Below are 21,152 nucleotides of genomic sequence, written 5' to 3' on the forward strand. Positions count from 1 at the left end.
CTTCCTAATCCTATAATGTGACGATGCATCACTTAAAAATCCTGTTGTATGGTCATCACCTGATCACCACGCTTTATTTCTATTTTAACTTGACCTTCACGTCGAGCCTGTTCCAACAATTGAGCATCACTTTGCCCCTGACCGACCGCCTGCCCATTTAAAGACATAATCCGATCACCAGGTTGCAAACCCAGTTTGCTGCGTAATGCTGTAGGTGTTCTTGAAGTCACTTCATAGCCCTCCCCTCCAGCATTCACCCCCATATCTTTTAAATATTGTTCCCGATCCTGCTGTATTTTTTGTACTGCTTGTCCTAAGGCATTCTGTTCCTGACTCTGTGGCATTTGCGTCACTTGATTATTAGAAGAAGACGATGCATTTGCTACAGGCTGAACAATCGATTGATCCAAACCATTTTCAATGCCTTTGAACTTGAGCTCTCGGGTTGTGCCATTATTTTGGCGTAACAGCACTCGATCCCAATACACTTCCGCAAGCTGGTAAGACGTGTTGGCGATGTTTTCCCCCACCCGATAGCGATCCGCGACTTCATTCATCTTAATCACCGCAGAGGAAAACTGACTTGGGTAACCCACCATCACGCCTTGCAAGAGCAGATTGGCGCTTTCATCAGCAGCCGCCGCCCCACCGACTTCTTGAAATAATGCAAATGCAGCAATATTCGGGACCTGAGCTTGTTGCGAACCCAAGGCAATAGGTTCAACTTGCATCACCTGAGGCGGTGCGACTAGCAACCAAAAAATACTCGCCAATTTCCAGCACAAATATAGAATAAGCAAAACCAACAGTATCGGAGCTGCCCGATCAGCCTGCTTCCAATTCAGTTGTTGAATCTTTTCAATCCACTCATTCATTAGAAACCACCTTTAAATAAAGGCTGCCGAGAACTAATCACATAAGTGTCTAAACCCGCTTTCCCTTCATAGGAAGGAATATTCATCAATAAACGCTGCGTCAATTGCACATCCAACATCAAGTTTTGATCAACGGCCAATGCCATCAGCTTTTGATCGCGCTGATCACGAATATCAAACATCAGTTTATTGTTTTCATCTGACAGCTTTCCTTTCAATGACGGTATATTCATGCGATCTTGGCGCTGAGCATAGCTATAAATTAGCTCACCGCCCGCCCATTGCAATTGACCATCAGCCTGTGCAAAGCCTTGTTCTTTGTTAAAATTAAATTCAATATTTTGCAGTTGAATGGTATTGGTCGGCCACTGCCAATCCACCATATTTTTCAAAGTTTCAGGTGCAATTTGTCCATTCAGATCATGAATGGTTATTTTTTTGCCAAAACCATAACCCACCACGCCATCCAGTTGTGTATGCCCACTATGGACTTCTAGCTGCGCCCCTAAACGTAACAAAAACAGATCCAATGGTCGTGTTTTCCAACTCAACGATCCTCGTAAATTGCCTTTATGCCAATCTGCTTGCCCTTGCCAAATATTACCGCTTACATTTTGCAAGACTTGGTTGTTTTTATAAAATTTTGAAATGAGCCAAGCCGCTGGTATTTGGAGTAATACAAAAATAAAAAAAACGAGGATAGCAAAGATCCACCACGCCATATATTTGGGTTTTTTTATCATCCCAGCACGACCAACATATCGATTATTCTTCCTTGAGTCACTATATTATCTTTCTACACACATTATGCATACTTTTTCCACAACGCCAATTCTAAGATATAAAAAAACCAAGCATAAATGCTTGGTTTTTTCAGTCTAATCCGCTTGGATGACATTCTCATGAATTTTGCAATTAGATCAGAAAGTCTTCCAGTTTCGCACCATTTTCTAATTCAGCAACCAACCAACGCGGTTGTTTACCACGACCGGTCCAAGTATCAACAGGATTCTGTTTGCTACGGTAACGTGGCTCTACAGACTTACGGGTACTTTTCTTACGTTTAGTTGCGCCAAACTCTAAAAGCTGTTCAATCGTCAAACCAACTTTATCTGCAATGGCTAAAATTTGCTGATAAGCATCTTCAATCGCTTGATCTTTTTTAGAAGCAATTAATGCTTCCGCTTCAACCTGTAAATGTTTTAACTCTTCAACCGATAAATTACTAATGTCTGGCATCATATTAACTCCAACTAGATTTTATATTTATTTATACAACGCCGACATAATATTTTTATTGCCTAAGATATACAATATAAAAATTTAAATTATCAACAATATTTAAACAGATTCCATACTTCTATATTTTAATGACTACATTTCTATATATTTTTAAATTTGATGATTAACCATTAATTCAATTTTTGTCACTTTCTGCCGAATTATTTCAGGAATGGGCAGTTTAAGCATATTTTCTTTGTCCACACAAACCATAACCGCTTCGCCTAATGCAACAATAGCCTGCTGCTGCTCGCTCCATAATAAATAGCTCATTCGAAGCGCACTATTACGCATTTCTTCTACACGTGCACCAATTTTAAGTTGATCTGGATAAAATACCGGACGAATATATTTGCACTGATTTGATGCAACTACTGTATAAACATCATGTTGAAAAATATTAAGTTCATCCATATAACGAATGCGAGCACTTTCCATATAACGATAATACAGCACATTATTGACATGACCAAAAGCATCCATATCCCCCCATGCGACTGGCTGTATATGCACAATGGGATAATCTGACAGCATTAACATGAATTCACTCGCTATATTTTAATTTCTACAAAATTTGCATTATTTTCAAATATTAAATTTAACTGTTTGATCAAATCATCCTGACCTTTTAAAGTAGATTTAACCCGTAAATAATTCATCATTACGTTATCTGGATATAATTCCAGCATTTTATTCGCTTCTTCATCTCGCGCTGTCGCCGTATATATATGCCATTTCGCAAAGGAAAATACAGGTAAAGAAGGATATTTATTTTCCCAATATTCAATCCGCTGCTCAACTTTTAAATAATCAGGGTTTTGCTTTAATAATTGCTGTTGGAACCATAAATAAAAAACGTCTTGGTTAAATTGCTCATCTAATAAATGCAATGCCAAATCTTCATGCTGCTCACTCATTTCCGGCATACGCGATAATACTTTCAACCATAAGGTCTTTATCTCATAATTTCGATTATAAATTTGATCTTCTAAGTCTAAATAACGCTGTTGTAAATTTTGTAAACTTTCCGTATCTGCTTGATCAAAATCAAGTAATAACTGTTGTAGCCATGCTTGTTTGGTTTCAGTGCCTAAATGTCCATATTTGGTTGAGCGCAAATAGACCCACGGAAACTGCACGGCAAACTTTTCCCATAACGAGGTAATACGTACCTCATAAGCACCTTTTACATCGTTTAACCAAGGTGAAAGCTCATGCTGATTTAAAAACTCAAGATGAGTGAGGGCTTGTTCACTGTCATTTTGCGCAAGATAAATTTCAATCCGTTGAATTTCAGCCAATTCAAATGCCATGGCATTGGTTTGATTTAATTGTGCAAGTGCTTGTGGATATTGTTGCTCCATCCAATAGAGTCGAGAATCAATAATCCCTTTTAATAAACCCGATTGAGAAAAAACACCTTGAATAAACGCATGTTGGTCTTGAGCCGCTTCTAATAACCAAACCACAGCTAATTGCTCATAAGGATGTAAATTTTTAAAATTAAAAACGGTTTCTAGTTTACGCTGCTCTTTGCTTAAATAACGTTTAATAAACAACCAAAATAATTGCGTCATTAAAGACAACACCGCAAGAGAGATAAAAATGATCCAAATATTGGTTTGAATTTGCCATTCACGCCAATATAAATACACATAACCTGCACCATAACCGTAACTTAAAACACTCAGTACGGCGATTATAATTAAACTAATAAAAGCATAGGCAAGTAGAATCTGTTTCATTAATTTCTTACCCCAATAATGCACGCGTATTTAAAATTGGCGTAGGAATAACCGTAAATCCTTTTATTTTTTGGATATTCTGAATCAGTTGTCGTGATTTCTGATCGGGTATTTGATTCAGCAGTTCAATCATTTCCACTAGCGATTTTTGATATTCCACATACTGACCTTGCTGCAACGCTTGCTGTGCAAGTAATAAGCGCAGTTGCACTTCTTTTAATATTAAGGGTCTTTGCATTAAAGCCACGGCAGGTTGTTTCGCAGGCTCAATCACAATCCAACGCTGCCAAAAATATTTATTTTGTGGTTGACTGGCATTTAATTGTGGCGTATTGATTTCTTGCGTTAATGCTTGATCAAGCTGACGCATCAGCATATCGAGTTTTTCTTGCTGGGCAACTCGAGCACGAACAAATTGCTGAATCGCTTGTTGATCTTTCTGAATCACCTGATGCAAACTTTGCTTTAATGATGGTGCCAAAGCATATTGCTCTAGATTACGATCGAGATGCATGAGTTTATCTAGCGCGTCATTAAATTTTTGCTGTTGCAACATAAATTCAATTAAATCGAGTTGCTGCTTCACAACAAAAATCGGATCGATACTCGAAGATTCTATTGTTTTTAAATCATGTTCTTTGGGAGTGATTGCTTCATCTTTCACAGTGACATGACGCTGTAAAGCCACCAGCTGATCATTTAAATTTGCATTGCTTTGTTCAATACGGTGCAGACTGTTGCTGAGTTCTGTCTGTTGTGCAGTAAGTCCAAAGACGTCATAACTTAATTTTAAAATCCAAAGCAGAGCTAAAACGAGTAATAAAATGAAAATTTTCTTCATGTGTTCCCTTAGACAACTGCAATCTGCTGCAAAATTGAATCTGTTTTTAAATCAGATAATCGCGTGATATTAAAACATGCCTGTTGATTTTTTTTATAATCTGAAACAACTTGATACAAGCGCTGCCCCAAAACCAAGTAATGCCCTTTGGCAATCAGCTCATCTTCAGCTTGCACCAGATCAATCCAATTGATCCAGCTCGCCTCACTACTCACCACCATATAATATTGTTTTTCTTGTGCCAATTTAGGCAATAACTTGCGAAGGTTTTGTTGGGTCAACACTGGGCAACGACGCTGATATAAAACAAAATTGAGAATCTCTATGCCCTGCTGTTTCAAGCGATCCATCATAAATAGACGACCGCCTTCACCACGCCAAAAAGCAATACAGGTTCCCTCACTCAAGGTTTGTAAAATAGGCAACTGCAACATTCCCTCTGATGTCTCCACCAAAGGAACTTCAGCAGTAATTCCATATTGAGCTAAAGCTTGGGCTGTGGTTTCCCCAACAGCAATCCACTGGATATGCCGAATAGCCTCAAGTGATAAAGAAGCTTTGGTTAAATAATCCATCCCAATTTCAACCGCTGTTGGACTCACCACAACAATCACCTGAGTAGAAGGCAAGCGTTGATAGAGCTCGGATAGGCTGTCCGACCAAGGTTGAGCAACCAATTCCAACAAGGGTAAATCCAACACCTCAATTTGAGCCATGCGTAATGCATGACTCAAATTTTCAGCACGATCTTGGGGACGCGTATTAATAAACAACATTTTAATAAAACGCTTTAAGCAAATCGCCTGCGCCTTGTTCAAGTAACTTCTGAGCCAGTGTTTCACCCAACTGTTCAGCTTGCTCAGGAGTGCCCTTGAGTTCAACTTTCAATAAGGTTGCCCCATCGACACTACCGACACGACCTTCAATGTATAGTTGGCCTTGACTTAAAGAAGCATAACCTGCAATCGGTACTTGGCAACCGCCTTCCAAATACGCGTTGAAAGCACGTTCTGCACGCACACAAATATCGGTCTCATCATGTAACAGCGGTAAAATAAGATCCAGTACCGCTTGATCTGCGGCACGACATTCCAAGCCCAATGCACCTTGCCCGACGGCAGGTAAACTAATCTCAAGTTGCAGGGTATGGCGAATACGGTCTGCTAAACCGAGGCGCTTTAAACCCGCACTGGCCAAGATAATGGCATCGTACAAACCTGCATCTAATTTAGATAAACGCGTACCCACATTACCGCGCAAGTCAATAATTTCAAGATCTGGGCGCTGTTTTAAAATTTGGCATTTACGACGCAGGCTTGAAGTACCGACTTTTGCCCCATGCGGCAATTCAGCAAAACTGTGATATGTATTTGAAACAAAAGCATCCAACGGATCTTCTCGTTCACAAATCACCGCAAGCGTTAACCCTTCAGGCAATGCCATAGGCACATCTTTCATGGAATGCACGGCTAAGTCAGCACGACCATCAAGTAATGCTTCTTCTAACTCTTTCACAAACAAACCTTTGCCGCCAATTTTGGCCAAAGGCGTATCTAAGATTTTGTCACCTTGCGTCACGAAGGTCACCAACTCAACTTTAAGATCAGCATGCATTGCCTCTAAACGGGCACGAATATGTTCGGCTTGCCATAAGGCAAGCGGGCTTTGTCGAGTTGCAATCTTCAAAATTTTCATAAATTTTAGAAACAGTCAATAAGTGCGTTGTTCTAAACTTAACGTGCTGACTTAAAAATGCAAGTAAATTTACGCACTTGTTGTCAGCAAAATGATGAACATCCGATTTACATTTTCTGTATTCGCTCTCTTAAATGCGGTAAATGACGCCTGCTGACGGCCAAACGCTCCTCCAATTCACGACAACGAACTTGATACTGTCCTGAACTAATCACTTCAAGCCCATCCAAAAAATGTACTGAAACCAAGGCATTTCGATGAATGCGAATAAATTGATCGCCAAATTCATTTTCTAAGTCTTTTAATGTTTCATCAATCAGTAAATTGCCATTTTTATGCCGTACCGTGACATATTTTTGATCTGCTAAAAAATAATAAATATTTTCTACAGGCACCAACTCTACACCTCGGTAGGTTTTCGCCACGATTTGGTGGCGTTTTATGTTTAATTCGTCCATATCTTCTTTTTGTTTTAACATGCTCATTTGTGCTTGAGTCAGTTTTGTTAAATGATCTAAAACCTGTTGCAATTCCTGCTGCATCACGGGTTTTAATAAATAGCCCTCTGCATGTGACTTAAATGCATCTAAAGCATATTCGTCATAGGCAGTACAAAAAATAATGGCGGGCATAAAATCAAGCTGACGCAAATACTGTGCGCAACTCAAACCATCCATTTCAGGCATTTGAATATCTAAAAGTACCACATCTGGCTCGTGAAATTGCGCCAGATCAAGCGCCTGCTGACCATGTGTGGCTGTTGCAACGACTTGATGCCCTAGTTGAGTGACTAAACGTGATAAGCGCTCTACTGCGAGAGGTTCATCATCACAAATTAGGATGTCCATTTCTCCTCCTTTCCCAGTCAACATCATTTTTTTTATAGGTTAACTATGATTTCTTATTTATATCGATATTGCACAACTGTGGTAAATATGCCCTTCCCTGCATAGGTCTGAAAAACCACACCGCGTCCATAATAAGCTTGTAGACGCTGTTTTACATTATCAACCGCAATTCCATTTCCTTGTCGTAATGTTATTTTATCCTGTGTATAAGGGTTAGTAATGACTATATTGACTTGATTTTGCAATATTTCGACCAATATGCTTATCGTACTCTTTGTTAAAAATTTTTCAACTCCATGAAAAATACTATTTTCAATTAAAGGTTGTAAAGTTAATAACGGAATTTGTATGTGAGAAAAGAGAACTTCCTCATCATATTTCCATTCTACTTGCAACCGATCACCTAATCGAATCTGTTCAATGGCTAAATAACGCTGACACAGTTCAATCTCATCTCTTAATCTGACCAACTTAAGCTCTTGAAAGCTTGCACGAAATAACCGCGATAAATTCAGTAACATTTGTTCAGCTTTATCGGGATCGATGCTAATTAAACTAATGGCACTGTTTAAACTGTTAAACAAAAAATGTGGATGAATACGGGCTTGCATGGCTTGAACACGTGCATTGAGTTCACTATTTTGTTGTCGTGCCCATTGCTCGCGCAAATACAAATAGCGAAAACAAAATGTCCCAATCAGCACCCCATAGCCCAGATGCAACATCACACCATCCAGTAAAATATCTGCTGTTAAATGATGGAAGTGAAAATTTTGTCCGAAATAAATCAAGCCGTTCAGTGCAACAGTAGTCAGCAACAAAATGGCTTGCAAAAGAATAAAGCCAACACATAACGCTTGTGCAAAACTTAAATGCTGGAATTTTTGCTGAAATCGTTCAATCAATGCGACAAAACACAGTAAAATCCAATTGATAAACAACATATATTGCAGCAATCGGTCTACACTTAAAGCGCCCCATGATTGCGCTTCTGCTAAAGCTAAAATCATCGCCAAAATATTACTGGCAATAAATAATTCGATTAAATGTTGCCAACGCCCGATTTTCGTAAAAAAATAGGCGTATGTCTTATTTCCCTTTGTATGAGCAAAAGTTTGGTCATCTTGTCCTTCGGCAAGTGAACCTGAATTTGTTATACTGTTCTTAGTTCTAATGCTTTTTATCTTATTGAGCCGACATGACCACATCTTCTAATTCCTCAAATCCGTCACAAACCCAAACTTCGGGTATGTGGGGCGGTCGTTTCTCTGAAGCTACTGACGCTTTTGTTGCTGAATTTACAGCATCTGTACAATTTGACCAACGCTTTTATAAACAAGATATTGCAGGTTCTATTGCACATGCAACTATGCTCGCAAAAGTGGGCGTGCTGACTGAGCAAGAACGTGACGACATCATCACCGGCTTAACGGCAATTCAGGCAGACATTGAAGCAGGTAACTTTGAATGGCGCATTGATTTAGAAGATGTACATATGAACATTGAGTCTCGCCTGACTCAACGTATTGGAATCACAGGTAAAAAATTACATACTGGTCGTAGCCGTAACGACCAAGTCGCAACCGATATTCGTTTATACGTGCGTGACGAAATTGACGCGATTTTAACCTTACTGGAAAAATTACAAAAAGGCATTTTGGGCTTAGCGGCTAAAAATACCCAAACTATTATGCCGGGCTTCACCCATTTACAAACGGCACAGCCTGTGACTTTTGGTCATCACTTAATGGCATGGTTTGAAATGTTAGTGCGTGACAGCGAGCGTTTGATTGACTGTCGTAAACGTGTCAATCGCTTACCTTTAGGTTCTGCTGCGCTTGCAGGTACAACCTATCCGATTGAACGTGAATACACCGCAGAACTTTTAGGTTTTGAAGCGGTATGTGAAAACTCGCTGGATGCGGTCTCTGATCGTGACTTCGGTATTGAATTCAATGCCGCTGCGTCTTTAATTATGATGCACTTGTCGCGTATGTCGGAAGAAATGATTCTTTGGACTTCTGCACAGTTCAAATTTGTCAATATTCCTGACCGTTTCTGCACGGGTTCTTCCATTATGCCGCAGAAGAAAAATCCAGATGTTCCAGAACTTATTCGCGGTAAAACCGGTCGTGTCTATGGCGACTTAATGAGTCTTTTGACCCTGATGAAAGGTCAGCCTTTGGCGTATAACAAAGACAACCAAGAAGATAAAGAGCCATTGTTTGATGCCATTGATACCGTCCGTGGTTCGTTAATGGCTTTTGCAGACATGATTCCTGCTTTGGTTCCAAACATTGAAATCATGCGTGAAGCAGCACTGCGTGGTTTCTCAACTGCAACCGATCTTGCCGATTATTTGGTTAAAAATGGCGTGGCCTTCCGCGATGCACATGAAATTGTGGGTAAAGCGGTCGCATTGGGTGTGCAAGAGTCTAAAGACTTGTCAGAGCTTACACTTGAACAGCTTCAGCAATTTTCAGATTTGATTCAAGCCGATGTTTTCGAAAAAGCACTGACTCTTGAAGCTTCTGTCAATGCACGTAATCACATTGGCGGGACTGCACCTGCTCAGGTAGAAGCTGCGATTGCACGTGCTTATACTCGCTTAGAAAAACTTTACGCTTAAGGAAGAATGAGAGATGTCTCGACAAGTTTTTTGCCGTAAATATCAAACAGAAATGGAAGGCTTAGACTTTGCACCTTTTCCGGGTGCGAAAGGTCAAGAATTTTTTGAAACTGTATCTAAACAAGCTTGGCAAGAATGGCTAAAACACCAAACGACTTTAATTAATGAAAAGCGTTTAAATGTGTTTGAAGCCGATGCGAAGAAGTTTTTAGAAGAACAACGTGAAAAATTCTTTAGCAATGATGAGTCTGTCGAAAAAGCTGAAGGTTGGACTGCTGAAAAATAAGGTACGGCCTTATTTTCTGTCAGACGAGCGCAGTACATCAGCTTTGATTCGCACAGTGTCTACAATTTAAGACTTAAAGCGATACTCATATTGCTTTAAATAAAAAGCTCCATTGCAATGGGGCTTTTTTTGATCTAAATCTATATAACCTGCAAGCTCGGTCTTAGTGAAAAATAAAATGGAGCAGTTGTACTTTACAAACACATTCAAAGCTCAATTTTATGCTCAGTTTTTTAGGGCAGCCAGCTCATTTTTGACTGCTCAAAATATGATTATGCTTAAGTCATTTTTTAACATTTAGAAATAACTGTAAACCGAAACTACATTTCTCAATAAAACGATACATTACAATACAATAACCTACATGATTACAGAAATTCATTCTCTTATAATCAATCCCAAGAAGGTGGTTAAACATCTTATAAAAATATAAGTATTTCCAATTTCAATCCTAGGTTTCCCCCAAAATCTAGGATTTTTTTTATCTCGCAGTTTTGTTGATGATTTTTAAAACCAATCCATTGAAATAAAAAAACGCCTTTATATAGGCGTTTTAGCTGAATTCTGAAAACTTAACTTAAGGCTGTTTTAAATAGGGCCACGCGGCTTTTAAATAAATAAACATTGACCATAAGGTTAGAATCACAGCGGTATAGAGTAAAAGATAAGCTAAAGTTTCAAGTGGTTGCCAATTCAGCAAGAACACTGAAATTGCAATCATCTGAAAAGCCGTTTTATATTTACCTACAGTCGATACCGCAACACTGGTACGTGCACCCAGTTCTGCCATCCATTCACGCAAAGCAGAAACTGTAATTTCACGTGAAATAATCACAATCGCGGCAAATGCCATCGAAATACTGGGTTGCCATTGCACCAAAACAATCAGTGCGGCTGCGACCATAAGCTTATCTGCCACAGGGTCAAGAAAACGACCAAATGCGGATGTTTGATTGAGTGAACGCGCCAAATACCCGTCGAACCAATCCGTTATGGCAGCAACCACAAAAATAGCCGTTAAAATCATGTGACGAGTCATGTTACTGTCTTGCTCAGCAGCACCGATTATAGGCGGCCAATATGCCACCAACAAAAAAACGGGTATTAAAGCTATACGCGCCAAAGTCAAGATATTTGGAATATTCAGGATTCGACCTGTAGTCATAGACACCGCCAATTTTCCCCTTTATGTACGATGAAAAACCACACATATTCTGAGAATTGATTCATCGTTAATTCAGACTCACTTTATACGAATTGCTATAAAGTGTCACTAGGCAAACACGGTAACTGTCTGCCTAGAAATTGCAATCAATCTATTTTCTGCATCCCATAAATGTGCATATTCAGTGGAATAACCTTCTGCTGCATAGTCAGTAAATACTTTATATTTAAACCAATCATACAATTGATGTCGTACTGGATGGACATACGTTACATGCCACGTCAGTGAACTGGCAGGTGCTAGGGTTTGAAACATCGGCAACACACCCGGTGGCCAAATATCCAATAAGGTCATCAACTCTGCAACCGTCAATTCATCATTTTCATGCTGCGCTGGATTAAAACGGAACCAGCCACCAAAGTCAGGTTTTGCACTACCAGTACAAGGATAATTGCCTTCAGCCCAACACACATCAAATTGCTGATAACACTGTGGCATCGCAGCATGTTGTGGAAGCTTCGCCAAATGCTCAGGGATGGGATAATCTGGTGCAATACGTTCTTGCTGTACCTGAATGCTCGATTCACGTTGCGTACCAAAACTGGCAATTAAAATACTTTGTACCGCATTATCTTGCCATAAACGTACTTCAATGGTGGTGACTGACTTGCCTTGCCTTAAAATTTCAGCCGTGAGTCGTGCCTTACTTTCTTGCACTGGACCGACAAAAGTGACACTGCTACTGAGTAAGCGTTTTGCTGGATCAGCGATGATGACCAAAGCCTTTTGCATCATCATCCCTGCCACTAAACCACCATAAATGGTGCGACCTTGTAGCCAACCTTGCGGGATATTGACCCACTCATCTTGTTCAATTGCTGTGAATAATTGGCGCAATGACATCCTTCGTCCTCGATCGTTTTTGCTTTACGCTATCTTTCACTGATTTTATAGTGTTGTGAATGATCAATGACTCATGCGTCAGTGAGCATTTTTGCTAATCTGCCCTAAATGGCTTCATGCAAAATTTTATAAATGGTTCTGGCCATCACTTCACCCAGTCCAGATACCAGCATCAGTTCTTTTTCTGAGGCTTTCAGCACGCCTTGAATACCACCAAAATGGGTCAATAAATCACGGCGACGTTTCGGCCCTAATCCCGGAATGGCTTCTAAGACTGAACCACCCCGTTTTTTATCACGTTTGGCACGATGTTTGGTAATGGCAAAACGATGCGCTTCATCACGCACCTGCTGAATCAAATGCAATGCTTTATGGTCTTCGGGTAATTGAATTTTTGTGCCATCGGTGAAATGTAAGGTTTCCAATCCCGGTTTGCGCCCTTCCCCTTTAGACACCCCCACCATAAACGCATCTAATCCAAGTTCTTGCATCACTTGCATGGCCATGTGCAATTGACCTTTACCGCCGTCAATCAGAAGTAAATCGGGCAACATGGCTTTTTTATAACGACGTGTCAGGGCTTGGCGCATGGCTGCATAATCATCACCACCGGTAATATCTTCAATGGAAAATTGACGATAATCACGTTTCCGTGCACCGCCTGCATCGAATACGACACAAGAGGCAATAGTGGCTTCACCCATGGTATGCGAGATATCAAAGCATTCAATTCGGTCAATCGGTCGCCCCACCACTTGCTCAAGCTGATGAAAACGTTCATTCAATTCAAAATGGTTGGCCAATTGCCCTTTGATGGCATGCTGAACATTCATATTGGCCAGCTCAAGCCACTCGGCACGGGTTTCGCGTACCTTGTGCTTAATCTGCACTTTCTTGGAAAATTCTTGTTGCAGCGCCTGTTCTAATTCTTTGCTGTTTGGCAATTCGGTATTGATAATCAACTCATTGGGAACTTCATCGGCCACCTGAAAATAAAAGTTCGCCATAAAATCAGACAACATTTGCCCTAAATCATCGCCCAACATATCTGGGAAATAACTTTTACCCCCCAGCATTTTGCCATTACGGACATACATAATCTGCACACAGGTCACCCCGGCATGATAGGCAATGGCCAAAATATCCGCTTCACCTTTGACTTTATAAATGGCTTGCTGTGACTGCACATCGCGTAGCAATGCCATACGATCACGATAAAAGACTGCTTTTTCAAACTCCAAAGCTTCAGCAGCCGCTTCCATTTGGGTAATCAGTTCTTGATTGAGTTCCTTAGTATCACCCTGTAAAAAGCGAATCGAATTTTGAACATCTTGCTGATAATCTTCCGCTGAAATTAGGCCCACACACGGCGCGGTACAGCGTTTAATTTGATACTGCAAACATGGACGTTTACGCTGGGAAAAATAGCTGTTTTCACATTGGCGCACGTTAAAGAGTTTTTGTAAAACCAACAAGGTATCGCGGGCATTATAGGCACTTGGATAAGGGCCAAAAAACTTCCCTTGCTGATGTTTACCTTTCCCCCGCCCACTGGCAATTCGGGGATACGGCTTGTCACTGGAGATAAAAATATAAACGTAGGATTTATCATCGCGCAGCATAATATTATAAGGCGGACGATGCAGCTTAATCAGATTTTGTTCAAGCAATAAGGCTTCGGTTTCGGAACGAACAATCAGCGTTTCAATGTCATAAATACGTGCCACCAAGGCCTGAGTTTTGGGATGCTCGATGGTTTTTACAAAGTAGCTCGACACGCGGTTTTTCAGATTTTTGGCTTTGCCGACATACAACAATTCACCGTCTTTGCCGAGCATGCGATAAACACCGGGCAAGGTCGTCATATTGGCTAAAATCTTTTCAATATTGTCACGTGCGTTTTCGTTCACGACAAACCTATAATCTAAATAGACATGACATGATGTGATGCTTTTACAGGCTTTTTCAAGCTTTAAATCGGTAAATCTAGTTTTATTGAAGTGAAATAAAAGTTATTGCAGCGTGACATTAAGCGCTTGGCAAAAAGCCTCTTTATTTCGCGGTGAAAGTAAAATAAATTTTGCTTGTCCATCTTTTAAATAATCAATCCGCAAACGATCTAAAGACAACGCTGGCGATGAAATGGAAAAATCTGTTTGTGTGACTTTTTGAATACTGGAGAGTGGAATGCGCCATTTTGAAAATAAACAGGTGATCAGCAATGTATCTTGATCAATCACATATCGGGTATTCAGTACCGGCCACCAAATCAACACAATGGTTAACGCATAGACCACCGCAAATAATAGGTTTTGACTGAGTGTCCCCTTTGCATACATGGTCAACAATAGCTGTAGCAACAGGCCAGACATCGCAATAAAAAAAGCTAAAATCCACCAATCTATTTTTGAACGAAACTTTTGCATAGGGCTTCCTTGGTTATGCTGATATCTTACACAAAGCAAATGCCATGAAATATAAAAAGACCTATTTATTTTATGGATTTAAACTTTTTCTTTAAATTGCAATCTAGAAAATGTATGCACGCCATGCCCTTTTAAAAGGGCAATTGACTTTTTTGACTAAAAACCAAGATCAAAATAGCTTGAAATTAGACTCAATTACCCCATATAAAATAAGCTTAAAAAGTAAAAAATGTGAACTGAAACAAAAGTTTTATAGCATTGCAATAAAATATATCCAAAAATGAACTGTTAAACATATGGGATTATTGAAAAAAAATTGATGACCCTTGCGTCACGGCTTGATACAACTTGTTATGTTCTTTTTAGATATAGTTATCGTAAGATTAGCGAAGTTTAATGTACGTGAAAACTGCGTCCATACTTCAAAACATCAACTTAAGAAGTCCTCCAAAATAAAGGAGATCAGGCATGATCCACGCTGGCAATGCCATTACCGTCCAAATGCTTTCGGACGGAATTGCAGAATTCCGCTTTGACTTACAAGGTGAGTCGGTCAACAAATTTAACCGTGCAACCATTGAAGATTTTAAAGCCGCTATTGATGCTGTAAAAGCAAATAGCGACATTAAAGGTTTAATCGTGACCAGCGGTAAATCAACATTTATCGTTGGTGCAGACATCACTGAATTTGGTGAAAACTTTGCTCAGGGCGAAAAAGCAATTGTGGATTGGGCGATGCCTGTTCACGACATTTTCAACAGCTTTGAAGATTTAGAACTTCCTAAAGTTGCTGCAATCAATGGTATGGCATTGGGCGGTGGTTTTGAGATGTGCTTGGTCTGTGACTACCGTGTCATGTCTGATGCTGCTCAAGTCGGTCTGCCTGAAATCAAACTCGGGATCTATCCTGGTTTCGGTGGTACAGTTCGTTTAAGCCGTGTGATTGGTATCGACAATGCAGTTGAATGGATGGCGATGGCTAATCCTAAAAAACCTGCTGCGGCACTCAAAGATGGTGCGGTTGATGCGGTTGTTGCTGCTGACAAACTTAAAGATGCTGCAATTGACTTGGTTAAACAAGCGCTTGCTGGTCGCGTAGACTGGAAAGCAAAACGCCAAGAAAAACTTGATCCTGTGAAATTAAGCCCAATCGAACAAATGATGGCGTTTAACTCTTCTAAAGGTATGGTGCTTGCAAAAGCAAATCCAGCTCAATACCCTGCGCCAAAATTATTATTGGATTCTTTACAAGCAGGTGCAAGCCTTCCACGTAACGAAGCATTAAAAATTGAAGCTGAAGGTTTCGCTAAAGCTGCGGTAACACCACAAGCAGGCGCATTGATTGGTTTATTCATCAATGACCAAATTGTGAAAAAAACCTCGAAGAAACATGAGAAAGGTGCGCATCCTGTAAACCAAGCGGCTGTTCTAGGCGCAGGTATCATGGGTGGCGGTATTGCTTACCAAGCGGCAAGCAAAGGCACACCAATTATCATGAAAGACATTGGTAATCCACAACTTGCACTCGGTATGTCTGAAGCGAACAAATTGTTGACCAAACAAGTTGAACGCAAAAAAATGACGGCTGCAAAAATGGGTGAAACACTGGCTCGCATTCGCCCAACTTTAAGCTTAGATGAGTTTAAAGAAGTGGATATCGTAATTGAAGCCGTGACTGAAAATCCAAAGATTAAAGCTGCTGTACTTGCGGACACTGAAAAATCAGTTCGTGAAAACACCATCATTGCATCAAATACTTCGACGATTTCAATTACACGTTTGGCTGAAAGCCTACAACGTCCTGAAAACTTTGTCGGTATGCACTTCTTTAACCCAGTTCACATGATGCCTTTGGTTGAAGTGATCCGTGGTGAGAAGACTTCCGATGAAGCGATTGCGACCACTGTGGTTCTTGCTCAGAAAATGGGTAAAACACCAATCGTTGTTAACGACTGCCCGGGCTTCCTTGTGAACCGTGTATTGTTCCCTTACTTTGGTGCGTTTGACCTTCTGCTTAAAGATGGTGCTGACTTCCAACAAGTCGACAAAGTCATGGAAAAATTCGGCTGGCCAATGGGTCCTGCTTATCTTATTGACGTTGTCGGTATTGATACAGGCGTTCATGGTGCAGAAGTGATGGCGGAAGGTTTCCCTGACCGCATGAAGCCTGACTACAAAGGCGCGATTGAAATCATGTACGAAAACAAACGTCTTGGTCAAAAGAATGACGTTGGTTTCTACAAATACGAGCTTGATCGTAAAGGCAAGAAAGCGAAAACCATTGATCCAACAGCATATGAGCTTGTTGCATCTATGGCGACCACTGAAAAACACGAGTTTGATGCACAAGAAATCATTGATCGTATGATGCTGACTTTCTGTAACGAAACCGTTCGTTGCCTAGAAGACAACATCGTTGCGACTGCTTCTGAAGCAGATATGGCAATGATTATGGGTGTAGGTTTCCCTCCATTCCGTGGTGGTCCATGCCGTTACATCGACCAAACGGGTGTAGCTGAATACGTAGCGCTTTGCGACAAATATGCACACTTAGGTAAAGCTTATGAAGCGCCACAAATGTTGCGTGACATGGCTGCTAACAACAAAAAATTCTACGGTTAAGGAGCAACGTGAATGGCTACTTTAAATCCACGTGACGTTGTCATCGTTGATGGCGTACGTTCAGCAATGGGTAAAACCAAAAACGGTATGTTCCGCAATGTACGTGCTGACAGCTTATCGGCTGAATTGGTTCGTGCTTTAGTTGCTCGTAACCAGTTTGATGTAAACGAAGTTGAAGACCTAATCTGGGGTTGTGTTAACCAGACTCTAGAACAAGGCATGAACATTGGTCGTAACATTGCGTTATTGGCTGACTTACCAAAAACTGTTGCAGGTCAAACTGTTAACCGTCTTTGTGGTTCATCTATGCAGTCTATTCATACTGCTGCGGCTCAAATTGCGACAAACCAAGGTGATGTGTTCATCATCGGTGGTGTAGAGCACATGGGTCACGTGGGTATGATGCATGGCATCGACCTGAACCCTGAAGCATCTAAGCATTATGCAAAAGCATCGAACATGATGGGCTTAACCGCTGAAATGTTAGGTCGCATGAATGGCATTTCGCGTGAAGAACAAGATGCGTTTGGTGTTGAATCACACCGCCGTGCTTGGGCTGCTACGCAAGAAGGTCGTTTCAAAAATGAAATCGTGGGTGTTGAAGGTCATGACCAAAATGGCTTCAAAATCCTATGCGACATCGACGAAGTAATTCGTCCAGACGCTAACCTTGAGTCATTCAAATCGTTACGTCCTGTATTTGATCCGAAAGGCGGTACGGTCACTGCGGCAACATCTTCAGCTTTGTCTGATGGTGCTTCTGCAATGTTGCTGATGTCTGCTGAACGTGCTCAAGCATTAGGTCTTAAGCCACGTGCTGTAATTCGCTCTATGGCAGTTGCAGGTTGTGATGCTGCAATCATGGGTTACGGTCCAGTTCCAGCAACGCAAAAAGCATTGAAACGTGCTGGCTTAAGCATTAGCGACATTCAAACATTTGAATTGAATGAAGCATTTGCTGCACAAGGCTTGTCTGTCATGAAAGGCTTAGGCATTTATGAAAAACAAGACCTGATCAACTTAAACGGTGGTGCAATCGCGCTTGGTCACCCATTGGGTTGTTCTGGTGCACGTATCACCACGACATTGCTGAACGTAATGGAACAACAAGATACGCAAATTGGTCTTGCGACTATGTGTATCGGTCTTGGTCAAGGTATCGCGACCATTATCGAACGTGTCTAATACGCATATTTGATCAATAAAAAATCCTCGCTTTTGCGGGGATTTTTTTTATTGCATAAAATGAAGTCTCTATCTTTTATTGAAAAGCTTAAAATTCAAAAACACGATCTAGACACAACGATACACAGCAAATTATTATCACGACTCCAATCAATAATAAGGTTTTAATAATGTTTAAAAATATGGCAGCTGATTTAATGGGAACGAGCGATATTGGTCGCATTATTGAAGCAAGAGATTATGATAAAACCGATATTGATGACTATATCTTCCATGAAGACCATGAAAAAATATTCTTCTTAATTAAAGCCAAAACAGATGAATACTGCTTTACCAATACGGCTTTTATTCATCTTGATGGTACAAGTGCGGTCAGCAAAAAACGAACGCTACATCGCTATCCATATAAATATCACCAGATTAGTCGAGTCTTACTTGAAACTGCTGGCACGGTTGATCGAGATGTGGAGGTAAAGTTCCAACTTGGCGGAACAAGCTATTCCATTGATATTGAAAAATCCCAAATTGAGAAAGTCCGAGATTTATACAAAGCATTATTTAGTATTGGCGAAGCATGCAAAGAAATTGAACGTCAAACATCGACGCTAATGCAAACACAGCAAGCCGTGAACACTATGTTTTCTCTGCGTGAGCTGCCTGAACAAGTTGTACTTAACTTACCCGATATTATTTGCCAAACAACACTGCAAGTTGAGGAAAATCTGATTAAACGTCGTAAACAAATTGAGAACTATGATTTTTCTACAATTTTTGAACGCTATATCAAGCAATAGAAAGCTTCATCAGCTTAAAGAAGCTTAGACATTTATGAAAAACAAGACCTGATCAACTTAAACGGTGGCGCAATTGCACTAGGTCACCCGTTGGGTTGTTCTGGTTCGCGTATTACCACGACGTTGTTGAACGTGATAGAACTGCAAATCGGTCTTGGTCAAGGTATCGCGACGACTATCGAACGTGTTTAATTTTTAATTAAACACTGAGATAAAAAGAACCCCGCTTATTGCGGGGTTTTTTTATACTTAAGTAAATCATAAATGCAGAGTAAATTTTTAAATTCTGTTTTGTCTTTAAAGTCTTTAAATTTATCGGTTAAATAATCTTTTAACTCTAAAATATTAGATTGGCTAGGATTTTCTATAGTAAACAAACATATGTAATTTACTTTCCCAGTATCAGCATAGTTAGCTCCTAAAATATGCTTTATTGATTCAAATTTATTCTTTTTAAAACTTTTTTGATAAGATTTAGAAACTTTTCCTTTAAAAAATTTCATATCTCGTTTTGAAAACTTAATCAAATTTTCACCTAAATTATGTTGAGCCAAGTCTACCTTTGAGAAATATTTTTGAATTGGTAAATATGTTGTCTCATAACTTAAACTTGATAAACATGGGATTATATCATTAGGCTCAATTTTTAAATCATCAAATAATAAATCCTTAAGTACCATTTCTAAATCTATTCGTTTGATTCCAACTTTACCTAGATAACTATTTTGAGCTACACCAAAACCAGCAACAAATTCAACATCACCACCTGATTTAATAATTTCATCAATATCGGTTGGACAATACAATTTTTTTTCAGGCGACTCACCTTGAACAATTTCATAAAATTGCTCTCTAAAAATACGCAAAATATGAGCTGGAATCTTTCGCTCTTTTCCTTGAAAGGCTAAATACACTTTTGAAAAATCATCAGTTTTTACTTGTGTTATAGGTATGCTTTTATTATCTAAGAATCTCAACTGAGTTTCTGAAATTGAATCTTCTCCTTCTTTCGAACGATTTACGAATATCAAATTTTTGGCAATTTTTTCTCTTTGCTCATCTGTTGTCATTATTTCAGAAATCGAACCGAGTATTGATGCGATATTTTCATCATTCAAGGAATAACCCATGAAAAATACTGGATGCTCCAAAAATACAGATAATAACTTTGATGCTAAATAAGCATTTTTATTTTTAAATTCATCATAATCATCCTGTGTTAGGACCAAAGATTTTGGATCTGAACTACAACCATGAATTTTATATATTTCTGCTATTTTTTGTGGATTTGAAAACAATAAATTACTCTGTCCAATATATACTTTGTAAGTTGGAAATAGATTTTCTAATAATAAATCCCAATTCGTAGTAATAACTCCATCAATAACAGTCTTTTCAGAAGTTAAAATTTTTAATTCAGCTTGTAATGACTTAACATCGAGCGGTATATTTTTTAAATACTCACAGATATCATATCGTAGCGGCGCAGTTAAATGCTTGTACCATTTAGGAGATTTACTGATTTCTTTAGCTTGAGATAGTTTCCACCAATATTCAGAATATGCTGAAGCCATATTCTGTGCAGCTAAAGCTAAATTATCATTACTTTCACTAGCATACTTCACAAAGCCTGTTGGCAAGTTATTACCAAATCTAGTTAATAACCCTTCCCAATCTTCCAATCCCAGATACCTTCTAGAAAAACCAGAACCGATAAATAAAAATGGAGCTGTAGGACTATCTTTAATTATACCTTTCAAACTTTCAGTTATATCCACAGCACCCTCTAAATATTATAAAATTCAATAAAATAGCTATATTAATCTTACAATATTTAAATTTCTACCTAACAACAAA

At 39.6% G+C, this 21,152-nt stretch carries 20 protein-coding genes and 1 pseudogene; 6 read left to right on the forward strand and 15 right to left on the reverse strand.

Features of this window, described 5'->3' with window-relative positions; translation table 11 throughout:
• Positions 1-32 precede the first annotated feature (32 nt).
• The 10 genes from F994_RS11590 to F994_RS11635 all read right to left on the reverse strand — a co-directional run bounded on the left by F994_RS11590 (position 33) and on the right by F994_RS11635 (position 8,493).
• Positions 33-875, reverse strand: a complete 843-nt coding sequence (locus F994_RS11590; RefSeq protein WP_004650663.1) for a type II secretion system protein N — start codon at positions 873-875, stop codon at positions 33-35.
• Positions 875-1,618 carry a type II secretion system protein N gene (gspN, locus tag F994_RS11595; protein WP_004650665.1) on the reverse strand — a complete coding sequence of 248 codons (744 nt, stop codon included), beginning with the start codon at positions 1,616-1,618 and terminating at the stop codon, positions 875-877. Before gspN ends, F994_RS11590 begins: the two co-directional genes overlap by 1 nt.
• 172 nt (positions 1,619-1,790) lie before the next feature.
• Positions 1,791-2,117 carry an H-NS histone family protein gene (locus tag F994_RS11600; protein WP_004650666.1) on the reverse strand — a complete coding sequence of 109 codons (327 nt, stop codon included), beginning with the start codon at positions 2,115-2,117 and terminating at the stop codon, positions 1,791-1,793.
• A gap of 150 nt (positions 2,118-2,267) precedes the next feature.
• On the reverse strand, positions 2,268-2,696 hold the full coding sequence (locus F994_RS11605; RefSeq protein ID WP_004650667.1) for an acyl-CoA thioesterase: 429 nt from the start codon (positions 2,694-2,696) through the stop codon (positions 2,268-2,270).
• 11 nt (positions 2,697-2,707) lie between these two features.
• A complete protein-coding gene (locus F994_RS11610; RefSeq protein ID WP_004650668.1) occupies positions 2,708-3,901 on the reverse strand; it encodes a hypothetical protein in 1,194 nt (397 codons plus the stop codon).
• 7 nt (positions 3,902-3,908) lie between these two features.
• On the reverse strand, positions 3,909-4,742 hold the full coding sequence (locus tag F994_RS11615; RefSeq protein ID WP_004650669.1) for a hypothetical protein: 834 nt from the start codon (positions 4,740-4,742) through the stop codon (positions 3,909-3,911).
• An 8-nt stretch (positions 4,743-4,750) separates the two neighbouring features.
• Positions 4,751-5,518 carry a uroporphyrinogen-III synthase gene (locus F994_RS11620; protein ID WP_004650670.1) on the reverse strand — a complete coding sequence of 256 codons (768 nt, stop codon included), beginning with the start codon at positions 5,516-5,518 and terminating at the stop codon, positions 4,751-4,753.
• A 1-nt stretch (position 5,519) separates the two neighbouring features.
• Positions 5,520-6,437, reverse strand: a complete 918-nt coding sequence (hemC, locus tag F994_RS11625; RefSeq protein ID WP_004650671.1) for a hydroxymethylbilane synthase — start codon at positions 6,435-6,437, stop codon at positions 5,520-5,522.
• A gap of 107 nt (positions 6,438-6,544) precedes the next feature.
• Complete coding sequence (locus F994_RS11630) at positions 6,545-7,285, reverse strand: LytR/AlgR family response regulator transcription factor (RefSeq protein WP_004650672.1); 741 nt, start codon at positions 7,283-7,285, stop codon at positions 6,545-6,547.
• Positions 7,286-7,338: 53 nt separating this feature from the next.
• Positions 7,339-8,493 carry a sensor histidine kinase gene (locus F994_RS11635; RefSeq protein WP_004650673.1) on the reverse strand — a complete coding sequence of 385 codons (1,155 nt, stop codon included), beginning with the start codon at positions 8,491-8,493 and terminating at the stop codon, positions 7,339-7,341.
• On the opposite strand from F994_RS11635, the gene argH reads away from it, so the two are divergent.
• Together argH and F994_RS11645 are read left to right on the forward strand one after the other, a co-directional pair.
• Positions 8,484-9,914 carry an argininosuccinate lyase gene (argH, locus tag F994_RS11640; RefSeq protein WP_034697112.1) on the forward strand — a complete coding sequence of 477 codons (1,431 nt, stop codon included), beginning with the start codon at positions 8,484-8,486 and terminating at the stop codon, positions 9,912-9,914. The genes F994_RS11635 and argH overlap by 10 nt on opposite strands.
• A 13-nt stretch (positions 9,915-9,927) precedes the next feature.
• On the forward strand, positions 9,928-10,200 hold the full coding sequence (locus F994_RS11645; RefSeq protein ID WP_004650676.1) for an oxidative damage protection protein: 273 nt from the start codon (positions 9,928-9,930) through the stop codon (positions 10,198-10,200).
• A 577-nt stretch (positions 10,201-10,777) separates the two neighbouring features.
• On the opposite strand, the gene pgsA is transcribed toward F994_RS11645, so the two are convergent.
• From pgsA to F994_RS11665, 4 genes are all read right to left on the reverse strand, one after another.
• Positions 10,778-11,365 carry a CDP-diacylglycerol--glycerol-3-phosphate 3-phosphatidyltransferase gene (gene pgsA, locus F994_RS11650; protein WP_004650677.1) on the reverse strand — a complete coding sequence of 196 codons (588 nt, stop codon included), beginning with the start codon at positions 11,363-11,365 and terminating at the stop codon, positions 10,778-10,780.
• 108 nt (positions 11,366-11,473) lie between these two features.
• Positions 11,474-12,268, reverse strand: coding sequence for a thioesterase family protein (locus F994_RS11655; RefSeq protein ID WP_004650678.1), 795 nt, complete (start codon positions 12,266-12,268; stop codon positions 11,474-11,476).
• Between the two features lie 104 nt (positions 12,269-12,372).
• Positions 12,373-14,178, reverse strand: coding sequence for an excinuclease ABC subunit UvrC (gene uvrC, locus F994_RS11660; RefSeq protein WP_004650679.1), 1,806 nt, complete (start codon positions 14,176-14,178; stop codon positions 12,373-12,375).
• 102 nt (positions 14,179-14,280) lie between these two features.
• Complete coding sequence (locus F994_RS11665) at positions 14,281-14,694, reverse strand: PH domain-containing protein (RefSeq protein WP_004650680.1); 414 nt, start codon at positions 14,692-14,694, stop codon at positions 14,281-14,283.
• 468 nt (positions 14,695-15,162) lie between these two features.
• On the opposite strand from F994_RS11665, the gene fadB reads away from it, so the two are divergent.
• The 4 genes and pseudogenes from fadB to fadA (F994_RS17235) all read left to right on the forward strand — a co-directional run.
• Positions 15,163-17,316: a fatty acid oxidation complex subunit alpha FadB gene (fadB, locus tag F994_RS11670; protein WP_004650682.1), complete on the forward strand. Its 2,154-nt coding sequence runs from the start codon at positions 15,163-15,165 to the stop codon at positions 17,314-17,316.
• A gap of 12 nt (positions 17,317-17,328) precedes the next feature.
• Complete coding sequence (gene fadA / locus F994_RS11675) at positions 17,329-18,501, forward strand: acetyl-CoA C-acyltransferase FadA (protein WP_004650683.1); 1,173 nt, start codon at positions 17,329-17,331, stop codon at positions 18,499-18,501.
• Between the two features lie 170 nt (positions 18,502-18,671).
• Positions 18,672-19,295, forward strand: a complete 624-nt coding sequence (locus F994_RS11680; protein ID WP_004650684.1) for a PH domain-containing protein — start codon at positions 18,672-18,674, stop codon at positions 19,293-19,295.
• A gap of 18 nt (positions 19,296-19,313) precedes the next feature.
• Positions 19,314-19,487, forward strand: a pseudogene (gene fadA / locus F994_RS17235) (acetyl-CoA C-acyltransferase); the annotation flags it as partial.
• A 35-nt stretch (positions 19,488-19,522) separates the two neighbouring features.
• Here the strand turns inward: fadA (F994_RS17235) and F994_RS11685 are convergent.
• Complete coding sequence (locus tag F994_RS11685) at positions 19,523-21,073, reverse strand: SIR2 family protein (RefSeq protein WP_004650686.1); 1,551 nt, start codon at positions 21,071-21,073, stop codon at positions 19,523-19,525.
• Positions 21,074-21,152 lie beyond the last annotated feature (79 nt).

This window comes from Acinetobacter bohemicus ANC 3994 (assembly GCF_000367925.1).
Taxonomy (GTDB): domain Bacteria; phylum Pseudomonadota; class Gammaproteobacteria; order Pseudomonadales; family Moraxellaceae; genus Acinetobacter; species Acinetobacter bohemicus.